Annotated in this window: 18 protein-coding genes; 8 read left to right on the top strand and 10 right to left on the bottom strand. The window is 55.5% G+C overall.

The features are described 5' to 3' along the window. Positions 1-23: 23 nt before the first annotated feature. Entirely contained in the window at positions 24-887 is an 864-nt protein-coding gene (locus ACMV5I_RS19390) for a YicC/YloC family endoribonuclease (RefSeq protein ID WP_021181835.1), read from the bottom strand. A gap of 126 nt (positions 888-1013) precedes the next feature. Here ACMV5I_RS19390 and rph point away from each other — a divergent pair, with 126 nt between their 5' ends. Together rph and pyrE are read left to right on the top strand one after the other, a co-directional pair. After that, positions 1014-1730, top strand: a complete 717-nt coding sequence (gene rph, locus ACMV5I_RS19385) for a ribonuclease PH (protein ID WP_024482927.1) — start codon at positions 1014-1016, stop codon at positions 1728-1730. Between the two features lie 82 nt (positions 1731-1812). Beyond that, positions 1813-2454 carry an orotate phosphoribosyltransferase gene (gene pyrE, locus ACMV5I_RS19380; RefSeq protein WP_121608301.1) on the top strand — a complete coding sequence of 214 codons (642 nt, stop codon included), beginning with the start codon at positions 1813-1815 and terminating at the stop codon, positions 2452-2454. A gap of 34 nt (positions 2455-2488) precedes the next feature. Here the strand turns inward: pyrE and slmA are convergent, their stop codons facing one another. The 3 genes from slmA to coaBC form a co-directional block, all read right to left on the bottom strand. After that, the gene (gene slmA / locus ACMV5I_RS19375; protein ID WP_021181838.1) at positions 2489-3085 is read right to left on the bottom strand and encodes a nucleoid occlusion factor SlmA; all 597 of its coding nucleotides are present in this window, start codon (positions 3083-3085) and stop codon (positions 2489-2491) included. 258 nt (positions 3086-3343) lie between these two features. Further along, positions 3344-3802: a dUTP diphosphatase gene (dut, locus tag ACMV5I_RS19370; RefSeq protein WP_039996197.1), complete on the bottom strand. Its 459-nt coding sequence runs from the start codon at positions 3800-3802 to the stop codon at positions 3344-3346. Further along, the gene (gene coaBC, locus ACMV5I_RS19365) at positions 3780-4997 is read right to left on the bottom strand and encodes a bifunctional phosphopantothenoylcysteine decarboxylase/phosphopantothenate--cysteine ligase CoaBC (protein ID WP_414825081.1); all 1218 of its coding nucleotides are present in this window, start codon (positions 4995-4997) and stop codon (positions 3780-3782) included. The genes dut and coaBC overlap by 23 nt, the downstream gene beginning before the upstream one ends. A gap of 183 nt (positions 4998-5180) precedes the next feature. On the opposite strand from coaBC, the gene radC reads away from it, so the two are divergent. The 4 genes from radC to mutM all read left to right on the top strand — a co-directional run bounded on the left by radC (position 5181) and on the right by mutM (position 7437). Then, positions 5181-5864: a RadC family protein gene (radC, locus tag ACMV5I_RS19360; RefSeq protein ID WP_202810530.1), complete on the top strand. Its 684-nt coding sequence runs from the start codon at positions 5181-5183 to the stop codon at positions 5862-5864. Positions 5865-6129: 265 nt separating this feature from the next. Next, the gene (gene rpmB / locus ACMV5I_RS19355) at positions 6130-6366 is read left to right on the top strand and encodes a 50S ribosomal protein L28 (RefSeq protein WP_004931195.1); all 237 of its coding nucleotides are present in this window, start codon (positions 6130-6132) and stop codon (positions 6364-6366) included. Between the two features lie 11 nt (positions 6367-6377). Continuing rightward, positions 6378-6545 (top strand): 50S ribosomal protein L33, encoded by a 168-nt coding sequence (gene rpmG / locus ACMV5I_RS19350; RefSeq protein ID WP_004392084.1) that lies wholly within the window; start codon positions 6378-6380, stop codon positions 6543-6545. Positions 6546-6627: 82 nt separating this feature from the next. Continuing rightward, positions 6628-7437, top strand: coding sequence for a bifunctional DNA-formamidopyrimidine glycosylase/DNA-(apurinic or apyrimidinic site) lyase (gene mutM, locus ACMV5I_RS19345; protein ID WP_414825080.1), 810 nt, complete (start codon positions 6628-6630; stop codon positions 7435-7437). Here the strand turns inward: mutM and coaD are convergent, their stop codons facing one another. Genes coaD through waaA form a run of 3 tightly spaced genes read right to left on the bottom strand, consistent with a single transcriptional unit; the run spans position 7438 to position 9978 of the window. Then, complete coding sequence (gene coaD / locus ACMV5I_RS19340) at positions 7438-7923, bottom strand: pantetheine-phosphate adenylyltransferase (protein WP_141133212.1); 486 nt, start codon at positions 7921-7923, stop codon at positions 7438-7440. 3 nt (positions 7924-7926) lie between these two features. Further along, positions 7927-8700 (bottom strand): glycosyltransferase family 2 protein, encoded by a 774-nt coding sequence (locus tag ACMV5I_RS19335; protein WP_059199335.1) that lies wholly within the window; start codon positions 8698-8700, stop codon positions 7927-7929. Then, positions 8701-9978: a lipid IV(A) 3-deoxy-D-manno-octulosonic acid transferase gene (gene waaA, locus ACMV5I_RS19330; RefSeq protein WP_024482919.1), complete on the bottom strand. Its 1278-nt coding sequence runs from the start codon at positions 9976-9978 to the stop codon at positions 8701-8703. 123 nt (positions 9979-10101) lie between these two features. On the opposite strand from waaA, the gene ACMV5I_RS19325 reads away from it, so the two are divergent. Further along, the gene (locus tag ACMV5I_RS19325) at positions 10102-11115 is read left to right on the top strand and encodes a glycosyltransferase family 9 protein (protein WP_414825079.1); all 1014 of its coding nucleotides are present in this window, start codon (positions 10102-10104) and stop codon (positions 11113-11115) included. Between the two features lie 32 nt (positions 11116-11147). Here the strand turns inward: ACMV5I_RS19325 and ACMV5I_RS19320 are convergent, their stop codons facing one another. The 3 genes from ACMV5I_RS19320 to rfaQ are packed head-to-tail and all read right to left on the bottom strand — an operon-like array spanning position 11148 to position 14452. Next, entirely contained in the window at positions 11148-12245 is a 1098-nt protein-coding gene (locus ACMV5I_RS19320) for a glycosyltransferase (RefSeq protein ID WP_414825078.1), read from the bottom strand. 3 nt (positions 12246-12248) lie between these two features. Next, positions 12249-13376 carry a glycosyltransferase family 4 protein gene (locus ACMV5I_RS19315; RefSeq protein WP_121608307.1) on the bottom strand — a complete coding sequence of 376 codons (1128 nt, stop codon included), beginning with the start codon at positions 13374-13376 and terminating at the stop codon, positions 12249-12251. Then, positions 13373-14452, bottom strand: a complete 1080-nt coding sequence (rfaQ, locus tag ACMV5I_RS19310) for a putative lipopolysaccharide heptosyltransferase III (RefSeq protein WP_024527877.1) — start codon at positions 14450-14452, stop codon at positions 13373-13375. The genes ACMV5I_RS19315 and rfaQ overlap by 4 nt, the downstream gene beginning before the upstream one ends. Positions 14453-14667: 215 nt before the next feature. On the opposite strand from rfaQ, the gene ACMV5I_RS19305 reads away from it, so the two are divergent. Next, complete coding sequence (locus ACMV5I_RS19305) at positions 14668-15624, top strand: polysaccharide deacetylase family protein (RefSeq protein ID WP_414825077.1); 957 nt, start codon at positions 14668-14670, stop codon at positions 15622-15624.

The raw sequence follows: 15624 nt of genomic DNA, 5'->3' as shown, positions 1-15624 counted from the left end.
TGTTCAATGATGGCACTTAAAACTTACTCGATATTCTGAATTTGCTCACGCATCTGCTCTATCAGCACCTTTAGCTCGATAGCTGAAGTAGTCACTTCGGCATTGATCGACTTGGACGCCAGCGTATTCGATTCGCGGTTGAATTCCTGCATCATAAAGTCGAGGCGACGGCCAACGGCTTCTTTCTTCTTCAGGATATTGTGCGTCTCTTTGACGTGCGCTTCCAGGCGGTCCAGCTCTTCGGCGACGTCGATACGCTGTGCCATCAGCACCAGTTCCTGCTCTAGGCGAGTGTTTTCCAACTGTACCTGGGCTTCTTCCAGCTTGCTGACCAAACGTTCGCGCTGCCATTGCAGGATATTAGGCATCTGGGCGCGTACTTTGATCACTTCGGCGCTCACGCCGTCGAGGCGTTGCTCGATCAGGGCTTTCAGCGCGGTGCCTTCGCTTTCGCGAGCCACGATGAAATCATCCAGTGCACCTTCCAGCGCCTGCATCAGCTCGTTGCTGATGAGGTCCAGATCCTGTTCCTGAGCGGACATCACGCCCGGCCAGCGCAGGACGTCGATTGGATCGATTTCCCCTTCGTCGCTCTGCATTTTGACCCAGTTGGCGGCTTCAACCAGCTGCTTGGCCAGTTTTTCGTTCAGGATCATCGAGCTTTGCGCGCTTGGGTCGAGCTCAAAGCGCAGGTTGCACTCCACTTTGCCACGTGTCAGGCGGCCACGGATACGCTCGCGGATCACTGGCTCAAGGCTGCGGAACTGCTCAGGCAGGCGGATGTAGGTTTCTAAGTAGCGTTGGTTAACGGAACGCAGCTCCCAAGCTGCGCTGCCCCATTCACCCTTGATTTCACGCCGGGCGTAGGCGGTCATGCTGCGGATCATTGTGCGTACCCGTAAATAGGAAAAGATGGAACGATTATAGCGTTGCGCCTGCGGGCAGGATAGGCATAACGTCACGAAGCCCGTATAATGCGCAGCCAAACGTTAATAAGAAGCCGGAGAGAGCCCATGCGTCCTGCAGGCAGAGCACCACAACAAGTTCGCCCCCTGACACTAACCCGTCACTACACGAAACACGCTGAAGGTTCAGTGCTGGTTGAGTTTGGCGATACCAAAGTTTTGTGCACCGCCACGGTAGAAGAGGGCGTTCCGCGCTTTTTGAAAGGCCAAGGGCAAGGGTGGATCACCGCAGAATACGGCATGTTGCCGCGTTCTACCCACAGCCGTAATGCCCGCGAAGCGGCCAAAGGCAAGCAGGGTGGCCGTACGTTGGAGATCCAGCGTCTGATCGCTCGTTCACTGCGTGCCGCAGTGGATCTGAAAAAGCTCGGTGAGTTCACCATCACCCTGGACTGCGATGTGCTGCAAGCCGATGGCGGCACCCGTACCGCTTCCATCTCCGGTGCCTGTGTGGCGCTGGCCGATGCGCTGAATGCGCTGGTTGCCGCCGGTAAACTGAAAGCCAACCCGATGAAAGGGATGGTGGCCGCAGTTTCTGTCGGTATCGTTGGCGGCGAAGCGCTGTGCGATCTGGAGTATGTGGAAGATTCTGCCGCAGAAACCGATATGAACGTGGTGATGATGGAAGATGGCCGCATGATCGAGGTGCAAGGCACCGCCGAGGGTGAGCCGTTCAGCCACGATGAGCTATTGGCGCTACTGGCGCTGGCCCGAGGGGGCATCGAAACCATCTTCCAGGCGCAGAAAGCGGCGCTGGCAGACTGATTTTTAAAGGCGACCAAGCAGTCGCCTTTTTTATGCCCGGAAAATAGAACCAAAGTTACCGACCAAATTAGGAGAAGCAGTAATGAAAGCCTACCAGCGCCAGTTTATCGAGTTTGCGCTCCGCAAGCAGGTATTAAAATTCGGCGAGTTCACCCTGAAATCCGGCCGTACCAGCCCCTATTTCTTCAATGCCGGCCTGTTTAATACCGGGCGTGATCTGGCGCTGTTAGGGCGTTTTTATGCCGAAGCGCTGGTGGATTCCGGCATCGAGTTCGATCTGCTGTTTGGCCCAGCCTACAAAGGTATCCCGATCGCGACCACCACCGCAGTGGCATTGGCAGAACATCACAATCTCGATGTGCCTTATTGCTTCAACCGCAAAGAAGCCAAGGAACATGGTGAAGGTGGCACGCTGGTAGGCAGCCCGTTGCAGGGCCGTGTGATGCTGGTGGATGACGTGATCACCGCCGGGACGGCCATCCGCGAATCGATGGAGATTATCAGTGCCCATAACGCCAGCCTGGCAGGTGTGCTGATTTCTCTCGATCGTCAGGAACGTGGCCGTGCCGACATTTCTGCAATCCAGGAAGTGGAGCGTGATTATCACTGCAAAGTGATCTCGATTATTACGCTCAAGGAGTTGATTGCTTACCTGGAAGAGCAGCCGGAAATGTCCGAAAGCCTGGTGGCAGTGCGGGCCTATCGCGAGCAGTACGGGGTTTAAAATAATAGCGCCGGGTTGAACCCGGCGATATTTATTACTGCAGTTGTGCCGCTAACAGCGGCCAGCGGGCATCGAAATCCTGCGTTGGGCGGTAGCGGAATTCAGAGCGAATATAGCGCGACAGCATCCCTTCACAGAAGGCCAGGATCTGGCTGGCCAGCAAGGTCTCATCGACGATAAAGCCCTTTCCTTCCCGAAGCTTGCGTTCCTTCAACACCTGACGCAGTTGCGCTTCAATCCGCTCGAACAGCTGGTTGATCCTGCCCTGCAGGCGATCCTGCTCAAACATCAGCGCGTGGCCGGTCATGATCCTGGTCAGGCCTGGGTTGCGCTCTGCAAACCCCAGTACCAACAACACAATCAGGCGTAGGCGGTTGAACGTCTCTTTTTCATCCTGCAAGATCAGGTTGATGCGCGTTATCAGGCTATCTTCAATAAACTCGATCAGGCTATCAAACATCCGCGTCTTGCTGGGGAAATGCCGATAAAGGGCAGCCTCAGAGACACCAACGTTTGCGGCAAGCTTGGCTGTGGTAATGCGCTGGCTGCCGTCGCTGGATTCCAGCATCTGGGCTAACGCCTGCAATATCTCCTCACGCCGATTCCTTTTGGTATTTTCTTTTTCTGCCATGTTTGATTAGACCCTTGCTAAAACGGCTTATCCCCTCAATCTCTTCGGGTATAGATTTGCGAAAACCCGCGCACCGGCCGTTGCAGAGTAAACTCTGTGCGGCTTATAAGATCGCTGTTGTACGGTGTAATGGCTAACAGGTCTTTTCAGACCCTTATTCTCCGTGCGTTACTCTCAATTGCCAGACCAACCGTGCCGCATTGCTAGCGGCGCGGTGGCAGGCGCCATCCCTGTAAATCATTCGGTTACGGGCAGGTTCTATTGGCGACCAGAGTGGCCAAAACCACCGGTACCCCGTTCGCTGCTATCGAACTCTTCCACCAGATTAAACTCGGCTTGCACTACCGGCACAAATACCATCTGTGCGATGCGTTCACCCGGCTCGATAGTGAAGGATTTCTGGCCACGGTTCCATACGGACACCATCAGTTGGCCCTGATAATCGGAGTCGATCAGGCCAACCAGGTTACCCAGCACGACGCCGTGCTTATGGCCCAGACCGGAGCGCGGCAGGATCACTGCAGCTAGACCGGTATCGGCGATGTGGATAGCCAGGCCGGTAGGCAGCAGGGTGGTTTCGCCTGGTGCCAGCTCAACCGCGCTGTCCAGACAGGCGCGCAGATCAAGCCCGGCAGAGCCTGGGGTGGCATAGGTCGGCAGTGGGAAATCTTGACCGATACGTGGGTCAAGGATCTTAACGTCGATTTTTTTCATCATAACGGCTGACTATCTCGTCTAGTAAACGTTGGCCAAGGAGTGCCTTGTCGCTATGCGGCAGGCGCTTGTCTCCATCCTGCCAAAAAAGATGCAGGGCATTGGTATCACTGTTAAAACCGTGCTCTGCAAGCGATACATCGTTGGCGCAGATTAAATCCAGTTTTTTACGCAGTAGTTTTTGTCGCGCATATTCTTCCACATTCTGGGTTTCAGCCGCAAACCCGACGACAAAGGGACGATTTTTGCTCATCGCGGCAACGCCCGCGACAATATCCGGATTCTTGATCATCTTGAGGATGATTTCATCACCCTGCTTTTTGATTTTCTCATCGGCAATCTGTTCTGCCCGGTAATCCGCCACGGCAGCGCAGGAGATAAAGATGTTCTGCTGCGCGGCGTGTTGTTGTACCGCTTGCTCCATTTCCAGCGCGCTGACAACATCCACACGGGTTACCCAAGGCGGCGTAGGCAGGCTGACCGGCCCGGCGATCAACGTGACTTGCGCACCGCGAGCGGCGGCGGCCTTGGCGATAGCAAAACCCATTTTGCCGGAGCTGTGGTTGCTGACGAAACGCACCGGATCCAGTGCCTCACGGGTGGGGCCCGCGGTGATCATAATCTTTAAATGTTGCAGATCCTGCGGCGCAGAGAAATGAGCGTTAGCCAGTTCCACTATCTCCAACGGATCCAGCATGCGGCCGGGCCCGATATCGCCACAGGCCTGGCTACCGCTGTCTGGCCCCCACAGCAGCACACCACGCCCTTGTAGGGTCTGTAGATTGGCCTGGGTGGCGGCAGCGCGGTACATCTGTTGGTTCATGGCCGGTGCTGCCGCGATCGGGGCAGCGGTAGCCAGGCAGACCGTGGTCAGCAGATCGTTGGCCATGCCGGCGGCAACGCGGGCCAGCAGATCGGCGGTGGCCGGGGCCAGGATCACCAGATCGGCCCATTTGCCCAATTCAATATGGCCCATGGCGGCTTCTGCTGCGGGATCCAGCAGATCGTCGAAAACCGGATAGCCGGAAACGGCCTGCAGCGTCAGTGGGGTAATGAAGGCTTTGGCAGCGCTGGTCATTACCACTCTTACCTCGGCGCCTCTGTCGCGCAGGCGGCGCACCAGCTCAGGGCATTTGTAAGCGGCAATACCGCCACTGATGCCAAGCACAATATGTTTGCCGGAAAGTCCCGTCATCATGATTGTCCGATTGAAATCCGAAAGAGGCGGACATTTTAGCATAACCGCCGCCAGGTGGAGCGATTCTGCTGTGTATGCAGCCAGTTACATGCGGGTTTTCGTAACACTTCGCAATATTATCAATCACCTGTCGCACGATGAAATTCCCCGTGACATGCTGCTGTAGCAGGCAGGGAGGTGGCAATGAGCAATCAGGATATGTCCTTATGGTCTGGGGCTTTGGCACCCAGGGAAAAATTGATGCGTGATGGCGCAGCGGCGCTCTCCGATATGGAGCTGTTGGCAATTTTCTTGCGAACCGGGCTACCTGGGGTTCACGTCTCACAGAGGGCCGAACAGTTGCTGGCGCACTTTGGTTCGCTGTATCACCTGGTTTCGGCTGACTACGAACAATTTCATAGTCAGAAAGGGTTGGGGATTGCCACCTATGCACAGCTGCAGGCAATTTCCGAATTAGCTTTCAGGCTGTTTTCCGGCCCCCATTTGCTGGAAAACGCGCTGCTGAACCCGAAAATTACCCAGCATTACCTGCACAGTTTGCTGGCTCACCATGAGCGAGAGGTGTTTTTAGTGTTGTTTTTAGACAATCAGCATCGGGTTATTCGCCATCAGGAGATGTTTGCTGGTACCATCAACAGCGTCGTTGTCCACCCAAGAGAAATTGTGCGTGCGGCGTTGAAGGCTAATGCAGCAGCCCTCATTCTGGCGCATAATCATCCTTCGGGTAAGGCTGAACCCAGTCACGCCGACCGTTTGATAACCGAGCAAGTGGTTAATGCTTGCCGGTTATTGGAGATCCGAGTGCTCGATCATTTGGTGATAGGCCGGGGTGAATGCGTCTCTTTTGCCGAGCGCGGATGGCTATAAGCAACTTTTTCGCGATCCTTGAGGGATCTTTAGCTGTTCGGGACTTGAGCACTTACGCTTCAGAGCGTATACTACGCCACCTTTGAGAATCTTGGGTTTGGCGTTAAGAGCCTATCTCAGCAGGTTTCCAACCTGATGTGAGGTTTCTGACCTGATGACGAGAGTCTCCTCAGTATGAAGTTTGCTGAGATGGGCTCTAAAAGCCTGACGAGGCGGCCATACCCTATACGAAGCTCGAGCTGATTTGATTTTTGGAGAATAAGACATGTCACGAGTCTGCCAAGTTACTGGCAAGCGCCCGGTGAGCGGTAACAACCGTTCCCACGCAATGAACGCGACCAAACGCCGTTTTCTGCCTAACCTGCACTCACACCGTTTTTGGGTTGAGGCTGAGAAGCGCTTTGTAACTCTGCGTGTATCTGCTAAAGGTATGCGTGTTATCGATAAGAAGGGTATTGAGACGGTCTTGGCCGATCTGCGTGCCCGTGGTGAGAAGTATTAAGGAACTGCATCATGGCTAAAGGTGTTCGCGAGAAGATCAAGCTGGTTTCTTCTGCTGGTACTGGTCACTTCTATACCACCACGAAGAACAAGCGTACTAAGCCGGAAAAATTGGAACTGAAGAAATTCGATCCAGTTGTCCGTCAACACGTGATCTACAAAGAAGCTAAAATTAAATAATTTTAGTGGATTAATGAAAACCCGGCCTAGGCCGGGTTTTTTCATTTATAAAGGGTAGAAAAACGCAGAGAGGGAGCCAGTCATGCCTGAATTACCAGAAGTCGAAACCAGCCGCCGTGGTATCGAGCCTTATCTTGTTGGCCACAACATCCAGTACGCGGTGGTGCGTAACGCTCGCCTGCGTTGGCCGGTCTCCGAGCAGATCCTGGCGTTGAGCGATCGGCCGGTGCGCAGCGTACAGCGCCGTGCCAAGTATCTGCTGATCGAGTTGGACCACGGCTGGATTATCGTGCATCTGGGGATGTCCGGCAGTTTACGCATGTTGGCAGAGGAAACCGAGGCAGGTAAGCATGACCACGTCGATCTGGTGATGAGCAACGGTTTTATCCTACGCTACACCGACCCGCGCCGCTTTGGTGCCTGGCTATGGTGTGAAGATCTGGCCGCCAGCAACGTATTGGCTCATCTTGGCCCAGAACCGCTGGGTGAAGAGTTCAATGGCACCTACCTGTACGAGAAATCCCGTAATAAGCGCACGCTGATTAAGCCTTGGTTGATGGATAACAAGCTGGTGGTTGGCGTGGGGAATATCTATGCCAGCGAATCGCTGTTTACCGCCGGGATCCTGCCGGATCGTCAGGCGGGATCCTTGACCAAGGCGCAGGCGGATCTGTTGGCCGAAACCATCAAGGCGGTGTTGCTGCGTTCAATTGAACAAGGGGGAACAACGCTGCGTGACTTCCTGCAGTCGGACGGTAAGCCGGGGTATTTTGCGCAGGAACTGCAGGTCTATGGCCGGGCAGGTGAACCCTGCCGTGCCTGTGGCACACCGATTGAGAGCGCCAAACACGGGCAGCGCAGCACCTTCTTCTGCCGCCGCTGCCAGCATTGATTACTGCGAGGCGAGCTTTTCCATCAGCGCTTTGGTGACGACATCCGGCAAGAACGGTGCGATGTCGCCGCCATGACGTGCCACTTCCTTCACCAAGGAAGAAGAGATAAATGACCACTGCTCGGAAGGCATCAGAAACACGCTTTCCAACGTTGGCATCAGATGGCGGTTCATGTTCGCCAGCTGCAATTCATATTCAAAGTCGGACACCGCACGCAGGCCGCGTATCAGAATATTGGCGTTCTGATGGGCGGCGAAGTGCGCCATCAACTCGCTGAACCCCAGCACCTCGACGTTATCCAGATGAGAGGTCACCTGCGTGGCCAGGGCAACGCGTTCTTCCAGCGTAAACAGCGGTTTTTTGCTCGAGCTGGCGGCAATGGCCAGGATCACGTGATCAAACATCAGTGAGGCGCGGGTGACCAGATCCAGATGGCCGTTGGTCATTGGATCGAAGGTACCTGGGTAGATGGCTTTGCTGCTCATGGTTTACTTCTCTGAATAGTTGCGGCCCAATGCCCACAGTGCGGCATATTTATTGAAGGTATATTGCGCGTTGACCACGGCTAACAGCAAGCCCTGTTTGCCGTCGAGGAAACCGGCCCGCAGCAGCCAGGTTTTGCAGAACGCCCCCAGCGTGTGGGTGAGGATCGACAGATAACCGCAGCGCTTACCGGCCTGGTGGCGTTGGATTGCCCACTGCTCGGCGTAGTGCAGCTGTTTGCGCTGGAAGGCAAAAAAGTCACGGCAGGTCAGGTGCAGCAGATCGCCTTGCAGCGGCACGACTTTTGCGCCGCCGGTGTTGAGGGATTCATGGACCAGGTCGTCGTTATAGCGATAGCGCTGATTGGCATACAGCCGGTTGACCCGATCGGGATACCAGCCGCTGTGGCGCATAAAGCGGCCAAGAAACAGGTTACGGCGGCCCAGGCTGTAGACGACGTTATCGTCGGCGTTGGCTAATACCTGCTCGATGGAGTGGCGCAATTCTGGCGTGACGCGCTCGTCGGCGTCGATCATCAGCACGTAATCCTGAGTGGCGTAGCTTTGTGCCTTCTGCCGCTGCTTGCCGAAGCCTTGCCAGTCGGTATGGGTAAACACCTTGGCCCCCAGACTTTCCGCCAAAGCGACGGAACCGTCGGTACTGCCGGAATCTAGCACGATGATTTCATCAGCCCAGGCGACCGATTGCAGGCATTCGCTCAGCAACTCGGCTTCGTTTTTGGCGATCATCACTACCGACAGGCTGTTACGGTGGCTCATTTAGTGGCTCCGTGGCGGCAGGTGTGGCTCCAACAGCTGCAGCAGGCGTTGCAACGCCCCTTGGTTCTGATACAGCACTTCAACCGCGTGGCGGCCGTAATAGCGGCGATAATCTTCATCGGTCAGCAGCGTTTCTATTTCTTTCACCAAGGAGTCGACATCGCTGATGGTGATCATCCCGCCTGCTTCGGAGAGTTTGGCGCAGATATCTTTGAAGTTGAAGGTATGTGGGCCCATCAGCACCGGAATGGCATGGGCTGCCGCTTCCAGGGGGTTATGCCCCCCGCGCTCAACCAGGCTGCCACCGACGAAGGCCAGATCGGCAATGCCGTACAGCAGCATCAGTTCGCCCATGGTATCGCCAATCACGACCTGCGTGCTGCCGGAAGGGATTTCGCCGCTGCTGCGGGTGGTGTAGCTGAAGCCCGCTTTTTGCGTCAGCTCTTTGGCGGTTGGGAAGCGCTCCGGGTGGCGCGGCACCAGGATAAGTAATAGGTCGGGGTGCTTTTCCAGCAACCGGCGGTGGGCTTCCAGCAGAATGGTTTCTTCACCTTCGTGAGTGCTGGTGGCGATCCACACCGGGCGGCGTGGTGCCCATTGGCGGCGTAGCGTAATGGCTCTGGCCGCCAGCTCTGGCGTTACGGAGATATCGAACTTCAGGCTGCCGGTGACGGTCAGCTGTGAACGCTTCAGGCCCAGTTCGATAAAGCGCTCGCCGTCTTCCTGATTTTGTGCAGCGATCAGGGTAATGCGGCGCAGGATATCACGGATAAAACCGCCGATTTTCTTGTAGCCAGCTGCTGAACGGGCGGAAAGGCGCGCGTTGGCGATCACCAGCGGGATTTGGCGCTGATGCAGGGCGTTAATCAGGTTGGGCCACAGCTCGGTTTCCATGATGATCACCAGCTTGGGATCCACCTGGTCGAGGAAACGGCGCATCGAACCCGGCAGATCGTAAGGCAGGTAGACATGATGCACATCTTTACCGAAAGCGGACTGCACCCGTTCGGAACCCGTTGGCGTCATTGTGGTCACAGTAATCGGCAGGTAAGGGTAACGATGGCGCAGGGCGCGAACCAGAGGGATCGCCGCCAGGGTTTCGCCAACGGAAACGGAATGCAGCATAATGCCGCCCGATACTACTTTCCCGGCGCAGAAACCATAGCGTTCCGCCCAGCGTTTACGGTAGGCTGGTGCTTTGCGGCTGCGCAGCAGTAAGCGGAGCCAGATCAGGGGTTGGATAAGGTAGAGTAGTACCTGATATAAACGGAGCAGCATTCTATCAATTTCATTTATATGGGTTATCCAGAATAGTACCATAACCGGAAGGGAAAGGCGCTAACTTGGTGGCTCGGTGTCAGGTTGGGACAACAGGCGAGAGATGTCGCCGATAGGTTTGTAATGAAGAATATTTTAATTATCCGCCGCGACAATATTGGCGATCTCGTGTGTACCACCCCGCTGATTGAAGGGGTGAAAACCGCTTACCCTGACGCCAACCTCTATCTGCTTATCAATAAAGTCAGCCAGGATGTGGTGAAAAATAACCCGCATCTCACCAAGGTGTTTGTTTATAAGAAGGCCAAACACAAGGCCAAGAATGAGACCACCCTTGGGGTATATTTTGAGCGGCTGATGATATTTTTACAGCTGAGAAAAATAAAGTTTGATGCGGCTATTTTGGCTAATCCAGTGCCGTGCAAATATAGCCTGCGCCTGGCAAAAATGGCCGGGGTTAAAAATATTATCGGCGCAGATCTTGGTACCAGTGAAATTCATCACCCTTTCCGCGCGGCAGATTTTCACGGCAAGCATCAGGTGGAACACACGTTCAGCTACCTGTCTGCCATCACCGATCGTTCCATTGCCATTCCCCCGGTGAAGGTTTTCCTCACTGCGGCAGAACAACAGCAAGCGCAGCAACGTTTGCATAGCCTGTTGCCCCCGGTTGAGCGGGTGTTTGCCGTGCATATCAGCAGCCGCAGCCCGAAACGGCGCTGGCCCATTGAGCGCTATGCCGAAATCATCAACCGCCTGGTTGCCGATCCCACCACCGGCGTGCTGATCTTCTGGTCACCGCAGGGGACGCTGACGCCTGATGATATCGGCGATCAAAAGCGAGCGGAGCAGCTATTGGCTGGCTGCCAGAATGAAAGAGTAGCGCTTTACCCAACGGCCTCGGTACGCGAACTGTTGGCCGGTTTCGAGCTATGCGACAGGGTGCTGTGCAGCGACGGTGGCCAGATGCATCTGGCCGCGGCACTGAATAAAAGCATGGTGGTATTCTTTGGCGATACGGATAAAGAGTCTTGGCATCCGTGGAGCGGGCAATATCGGATCCTGCAAACCGAGTCGGGTGATTGCGTCGATGTTACCGTCGATGAGGTGTGGCAAGAAATACAGGCCTTGAATTAATTAACAACCAGGCAGGGTAAACCTGCCTGGACTTATTTCTTTAACGCCAGATACTGTTGGCAAATAGGCTCCAGGCCATAGCTCAGCAACTGCTGGTGATTAATGGCCGGCGGCTGAGCATAAATCTCTGCCATTTTCTCCGCCAGTGAGGCTTCATTTAATTCCGCCAGTGCACGGGTTAACCCCGCTTTTTCCAGAATTTCCTCAGGCCCGCCAGGGCAGCGGGTGCTGACGACCGGCGTGTCGCACAGCAAGGCTTCAACCAGCACGTTACCGAACCCTTCACTGTCTGAACTGAGCACCAGCATCGCGGCGTGTTTGATCAGGGGATAGGGATTGGCCTGAAAACCGAGGAACAGCACGCGATCGCTAATGTTTAACTCTGTGGCAAGGCGTTTGGTCTCGTTGATTTGCGCTTCATTGCCGGCGCCCACCAGCGCCAAAGGGGCCTGGATACCAGACAGTGCGTAGGCTTTCAGCAAGCGGTCGTGGCGTTTATGTGGATGAAAACGGCCCACGTGCACCAGATAGTCTTTGCCTGCCAGTTCACAAGGCTCTGCCGCCTGCTGTTCGATGGCGGCGATATCAAACGGGTTGTTGATCACCGCCAGCTGGTTAGGAGCAATCCCCAGGTTTTGCTGGAGATCGTTGCCCACCGCCTGCGAGACGGCAACGATATTCTGCCGTTGGTAGACGCCCGCGACCTTGCGGCGTTTCAGCCAGCGATCGAGGCCGGTACGGTGACCCAGGTAGGAGGTGGACAGGATACCGTGAATGCAGAACCACAGACGGGTGCTGTCCAGCACTTTGCTATGGCTGACGATACGATCGGTCTTATGCAGGTTGGAGAACACCAGGTCGTAACGGCCGTGCTGCTGCTCGTTGGCGGCAACCGCGCGATCCAACATCGCGGCGCGGCGTGCCAGCTCGGTCAGCTTACGCCAAGGCGATCGACAGTTGTCGCTGAGCACCTGATAATCAATGCCGGTGGGGATCGGGTAGTTGCAGACGTCCCGCAATGAGATCAGGCTGACATCATGCCCCAACTGCTGCATGCCCTGGCACAGGGTCAGTACCACCTTTTCTGCTCCGCCGCCCGGCAGGCCGTCGATAATCATCAGAATACGCATAAGTTAGTCCAGCAGTCGGTTATACAACGATATGAGCTGTTCTGAGAGGTGTGCTGGCGTGGCAGACATGATACGCAGCCGCGCCGCCTCTCCCATGCTCGAACCCAAGGCTTGCCGCGGCAATGCAACGATAGCATCGGTGAGGGCACTGACGTCCAGCGCATCACAGACAAAGCCGTTTTGCCCAGGAGTGATGAACTCAGCGCCACCGCAAGTGGTGCTGGTGATCACCGGGAGTCCGCATGACATGGCTTCCAATATCACGTTGGGGAATGGATCGTACAAGGTTGGCAGCAACAGGGCGTCGGCGGCCTGATAGAACGGCAACGTCTGTTTCTGCACGCCCATGAAACGCACCCGATCGCCACAACCCAGCTTTTGCGCCAGTGAGCGGTAACGCTTTTCTGCTTTATCTTTACCCACTACCAACAGGTAGCTGTCGGTGGCGGCTACGGCGCGAATTGCGGCTGCCAGCCCTTTACGTTCAAAGCCCGAACCGACAAAGATCAGGCAGTGCGCCTGCTGCGGGAGCTGATATTGCGCCCGCAATTGCTGCCGCTGTTGCTCATTCGCCGGTAAAAATTTCTGATTGTCGATGGCATTGTAGATCACCGTGATTTTATCGGCTGGCACGCCGAAATCGGCGATGATTTCCCGTTTGATCATCTCGGCGTTGCAGATCACCGCTTTCAGCTCTGGCGCGGCATACATGGCGCGTTCGGCACACATCACATAGCGGTGATAGCGGTTGGAGAACAGCCATTTGCGCCGCCACTCCGGCAACAGGCGTGCCCGTTGCAGCAGCCAGCGGCGATGGACGCCGTCACCTGCGCGATAGATATCACAGCCAGGGATGCGTTCATGGCTTTGTACCAGATCGAAGCTCTCTTTCTGCCACAGGGCTCGAGCTGCTTCTGCAAAACCGCGTTCGCGGCTGATGCGCCCGAACTTCATCGGGTTGCACAGGTGGATGTGCCAGTTTGGGTTAACGTCCCCCTGCCACTCGCGGGTGATGACGTTCAGATCCAGATCTTGTTGTTCCAGTGCCTCCAGGGCACGGGAAACGAAACGTTCTGCCCCGCCGTCCGGGCGGTATTTTTGGCGGACAATCGCCAGGCGAAATGCTTTCATGCAAGCGTGCTCCGCGCGGCTGCAATCACCACGTCTGTAGGAATAAGGTCCAGGTAGCGCTCATCGGTGCCGGTATTGATGGCATCCGGGTCCGGCAGGCTGCCGTAGTCCCCGGCCCAAATCACCTGGCCGATAACCTGCCAGGGGCGCCAGAATACCAGCTTGGATGGCCCGAACAGCGCTACGCAGGGCGTCTGTAATGCCGCCGCCATATGCATGGGGACTGAATCTACCCCGATAAACAGTTTGGCATGGTCGATCAACGCTGCCAGCTGACGCAGAGTCAACTGCCCGGCCAGAGAAACCACCCCTTGCTGTGGGCACTGTTTCAGTATTTGCGCCACCATGTCCTGCTCTTTGGCATCAGGCCCCGAGGTGATCACCAACTGGTGCCCTTCGGCCTGCAATGCGCTGATGGTGGCCGCCATTTTTTCTTCGCTCCAGCATTTAAAGAACCAGCGCGAAGTGGGTTGTACCACGATATAGCTACCGGTGACGCCATTTTGTTGCAAAAGCTGGTGGCTGGCCTGCCAATCTTGTGGGCTGTAGCTCATGGTGACCTGCTGGTTTTGCTCAGGTAAACCCAGCGGTTGCAGCAGCGAGAGGTTTTGTTCAACGGTATGCAGATGCTCGTGCCCGGCTACCGGCACCAACTGAGTGTGGCAATAGCGCCACAGGAAGCCACGGCGCTTGGGGAAATCGAACCCCAGACGAATGCGCGCACCGGTGAGGCGAGTAATCAACGCGCTGCGCCACTGATCGGCCAGGTTGACCACCAGATCGTAGCGTTGTGCCTGCAACTGACGGATCAGATGCAGTTCGTGGCCCAAGTGTGCCTTGGTGCCCTGTTTTTTCCACTGGCGATCGATGACAAAGATTTGCGACAGCGCCGGGTTGCTCGCCAACATCTCCTGCGTTTCTTTGTACAGCAGGATGTCGATTTGAGCATCGGGATAGTTCTGCCGCAGCGTATTGATGACCGGAGTGGTCAGCAGCATATCGCCATGATGGCGCAGCTTGACGATCAGAATACGCTGTATGGGCGTGGCAGAAACAGGGGCTGGCGCGTCGTTCATAGTCAGTCGCTTTCAGGGAAACCAATCTTTGATTCTAAATGACCCGATTGCATGTGGCTACTGTTGCTCGGTTTTCTTGCCTGTGCAGAAAAAAATAGTGGCATAGGGTGACAATTACGGCTCAATGTTGTCCAAACGAGGCGATAAAGTCGTTTGCCCTGAGGAATGGGGCTGCGTAACATAATGTAAATCTGTGACTATCAGGTTCCCAATGTATGACTAAACCGGCGTTTCTTATCACGATTGATACCGAAGGCGATAATCTGTGGCAAAACCACGACCGCATTTCGACCGAGAACACGCGTTTTTTGCCGCGCTTTCAGGCGCTGTGTGAAAAATATGCCTGCAAGCCGGTTTATCTGACCAACTATGAAATGGCGGTGGATACACAGTACGTTGAATTTGCCCGCGACGTGATAGCACGCGGCACCGGCGAAGTGGGAATGCACCTGCACGCCTGGAACAGCCCACCGCTGACGCCGCTCACCGATGATGACTGGCGGCATAAACCCTATCTGATCGAATACCCAGCCGACCAAATTCGCGCCAAGGTCGATCATATGACCAAGCTGCTGGAAGATACCTTCCAGACCAAGATGCTCAGCCACCGTGCCGGGCGCTGGGCGTTTAATGAGTTTTATGCCTCATTGCTGCTGGAATATGGCTATCAGGTCGATTGTTCCGTCACTCCGCGCGTTAACTGGCAGTATTCGCCCGGCAATCCGCAGGGCAACGGTGGGACCGACTATCGTCATTTCCCCTCGCAGGCCTATTTTATCGATCCGGCCAATATCGCCCAACACGGTAATTCCACGCTGTTGGAAGTGCCAATGAGCATTCAGTATAAACATTCGGCGCTGATGAATGCGGTGAAGCAGGGCTATGACAGCCTGCGGGGTAAAAAGCGTTCGCCGTCGGTGCATTGGCTGCGTCCCTCCGGTAACAATCTGGACAAGATGAAGCTGGTGGTCGAACGCTCTCTGGCGCAGGGGCACGATTACGTCGAATTTATGCTGCACTCCTCCGAGTTTATGCCGGGAGGCAGCCCGACGTTCAAAACCGAGCAGGATATTGACGCGTTATATCGCGATTTGGAGCAGCTGTTTGCCTGGTTGCAACAGCGCACGGTTGGCATGACCTTGGCTGAATACTATCAACTGAAAGTGAATTAA

Source organism: Serratia sp. T13T92 (assembly GCF_047530105.1).
In the GTDB taxonomy this organism is placed as follows: domain Bacteria; phylum Pseudomonadota; class Gammaproteobacteria; order Enterobacterales; family Enterobacteriaceae; genus Chania; species Chania fonticola.
Note: the sequence above shows the minus strand (reverse complement) of the source record. Positions and strands in the feature narration are given on the sequence as shown.

Excerpts from the sequence above, each read along its gene's own strand:
- ACMV5I_RS19390 (WP_021181835.1), bottom strand. The coding sequence starts at position 887 with ATGATCCGCAGCATGACCGCCTACGCCCGGCGTGAAATCAAGGGTGAA.
- rph (WP_024482927.1), top strand. The coding sequence starts at position 1,014 with ATGCGTCCTGCAGGCAGAGCACCACAACAAGTTCGCCCCCTGACACTA.
- pyrE (WP_121608301.1), top strand. The coding sequence starts at position 1,813 with ATGAAAGCCTACCAGCGCCAGTTTATCGAGTTTGCGCTCCGCAAGCAG.
- slmA (WP_021181838.1), bottom strand. The coding sequence starts at position 3,085 with ATGGCAGAAAAAGAAAATACCAAAAGGAATCGGCGTGAGGAGATATTG.
- dut (WP_039996197.1), bottom strand. The coding sequence starts at position 3,802 with ATGATGAAAAAAATCGACGTTAAGATCCTTGACCCACGTATCGGTCAA.
- coaBC (WP_414825081.1), bottom strand. The coding sequence starts at position 4,997 with ATGATGACGGGACTTTCCGGCAAACATATTGTGCTTGGCATCAGTGGC.
- radC (WP_202810530.1), top strand. The coding sequence starts at position 5,181 with ATGAGCAATCAGGATATGTCCTTATGGTCTGGGGCTTTGGCACCCAGG.
- rpmB (WP_004931195.1), top strand. The coding sequence starts at position 6,130 with ATGTCACGAGTCTGCCAAGTTACTGGCAAGCGCCCGGTGAGCGGTAAC.
- rpmG (WP_004392084.1), top strand. The coding sequence starts at position 6,378 with ATGGCTAAAGGTGTTCGCGAGAAGATCAAGCTGGTTTCTTCTGCTGGT.
- mutM (WP_414825080.1), top strand. The coding sequence starts at position 6,628 with ATGCCTGAATTACCAGAAGTCGAAACCAGCCGCCGTGGTATCGAGCCT.
- coaD (WP_141133212.1), bottom strand. The coding sequence starts at position 7,923 with ATGAGCAGCAAAGCCATCTACCCAGGTACCTTCGATCCAATGACCAAC.
- ACMV5I_RS19335 (WP_059199335.1), bottom strand. The coding sequence starts at position 8,700 with ATGAGCCACCGTAACAGCCTGTCGGTAGTGATGATCGCCAAAAACGAA.
- waaA (WP_024482919.1), bottom strand. The coding sequence starts at position 9,978 with ATGCTGCTCCGTTTATATCAGGTACTACTCTACCTTATCCAACCCCTG.
- ACMV5I_RS19325 (WP_414825079.1), top strand. The coding sequence starts at position 10,102 with ATGAAGAATATTTTAATTATCCGCCGCGACAATATTGGCGATCTCGTG.
- ACMV5I_RS19320 (WP_414825078.1), bottom strand. The coding sequence starts at position 12,245 with ATGCGTATTCTGATGATTATCGACGGCCTGCCGGGCGGCGGAGCAGAA.
- ACMV5I_RS19315 (WP_121608307.1), bottom strand. The coding sequence starts at position 13,376 with ATGAAAGCATTTCGCCTGGCGATTGTCCGCCAAAAATACCGCCCGGAC.
- rfaQ (WP_024527877.1), bottom strand. The coding sequence starts at position 14,452 with ATGAACGACGCGCCAGCCCCTGTTTCTGCCACGCCCATACAGCGTATT.
- ACMV5I_RS19305 (WP_414825077.1), top strand. The coding sequence starts at position 14,668 with ATGACTAAACCGGCGTTTCTTATCACGATTGATACCGAAGGCGATAAT.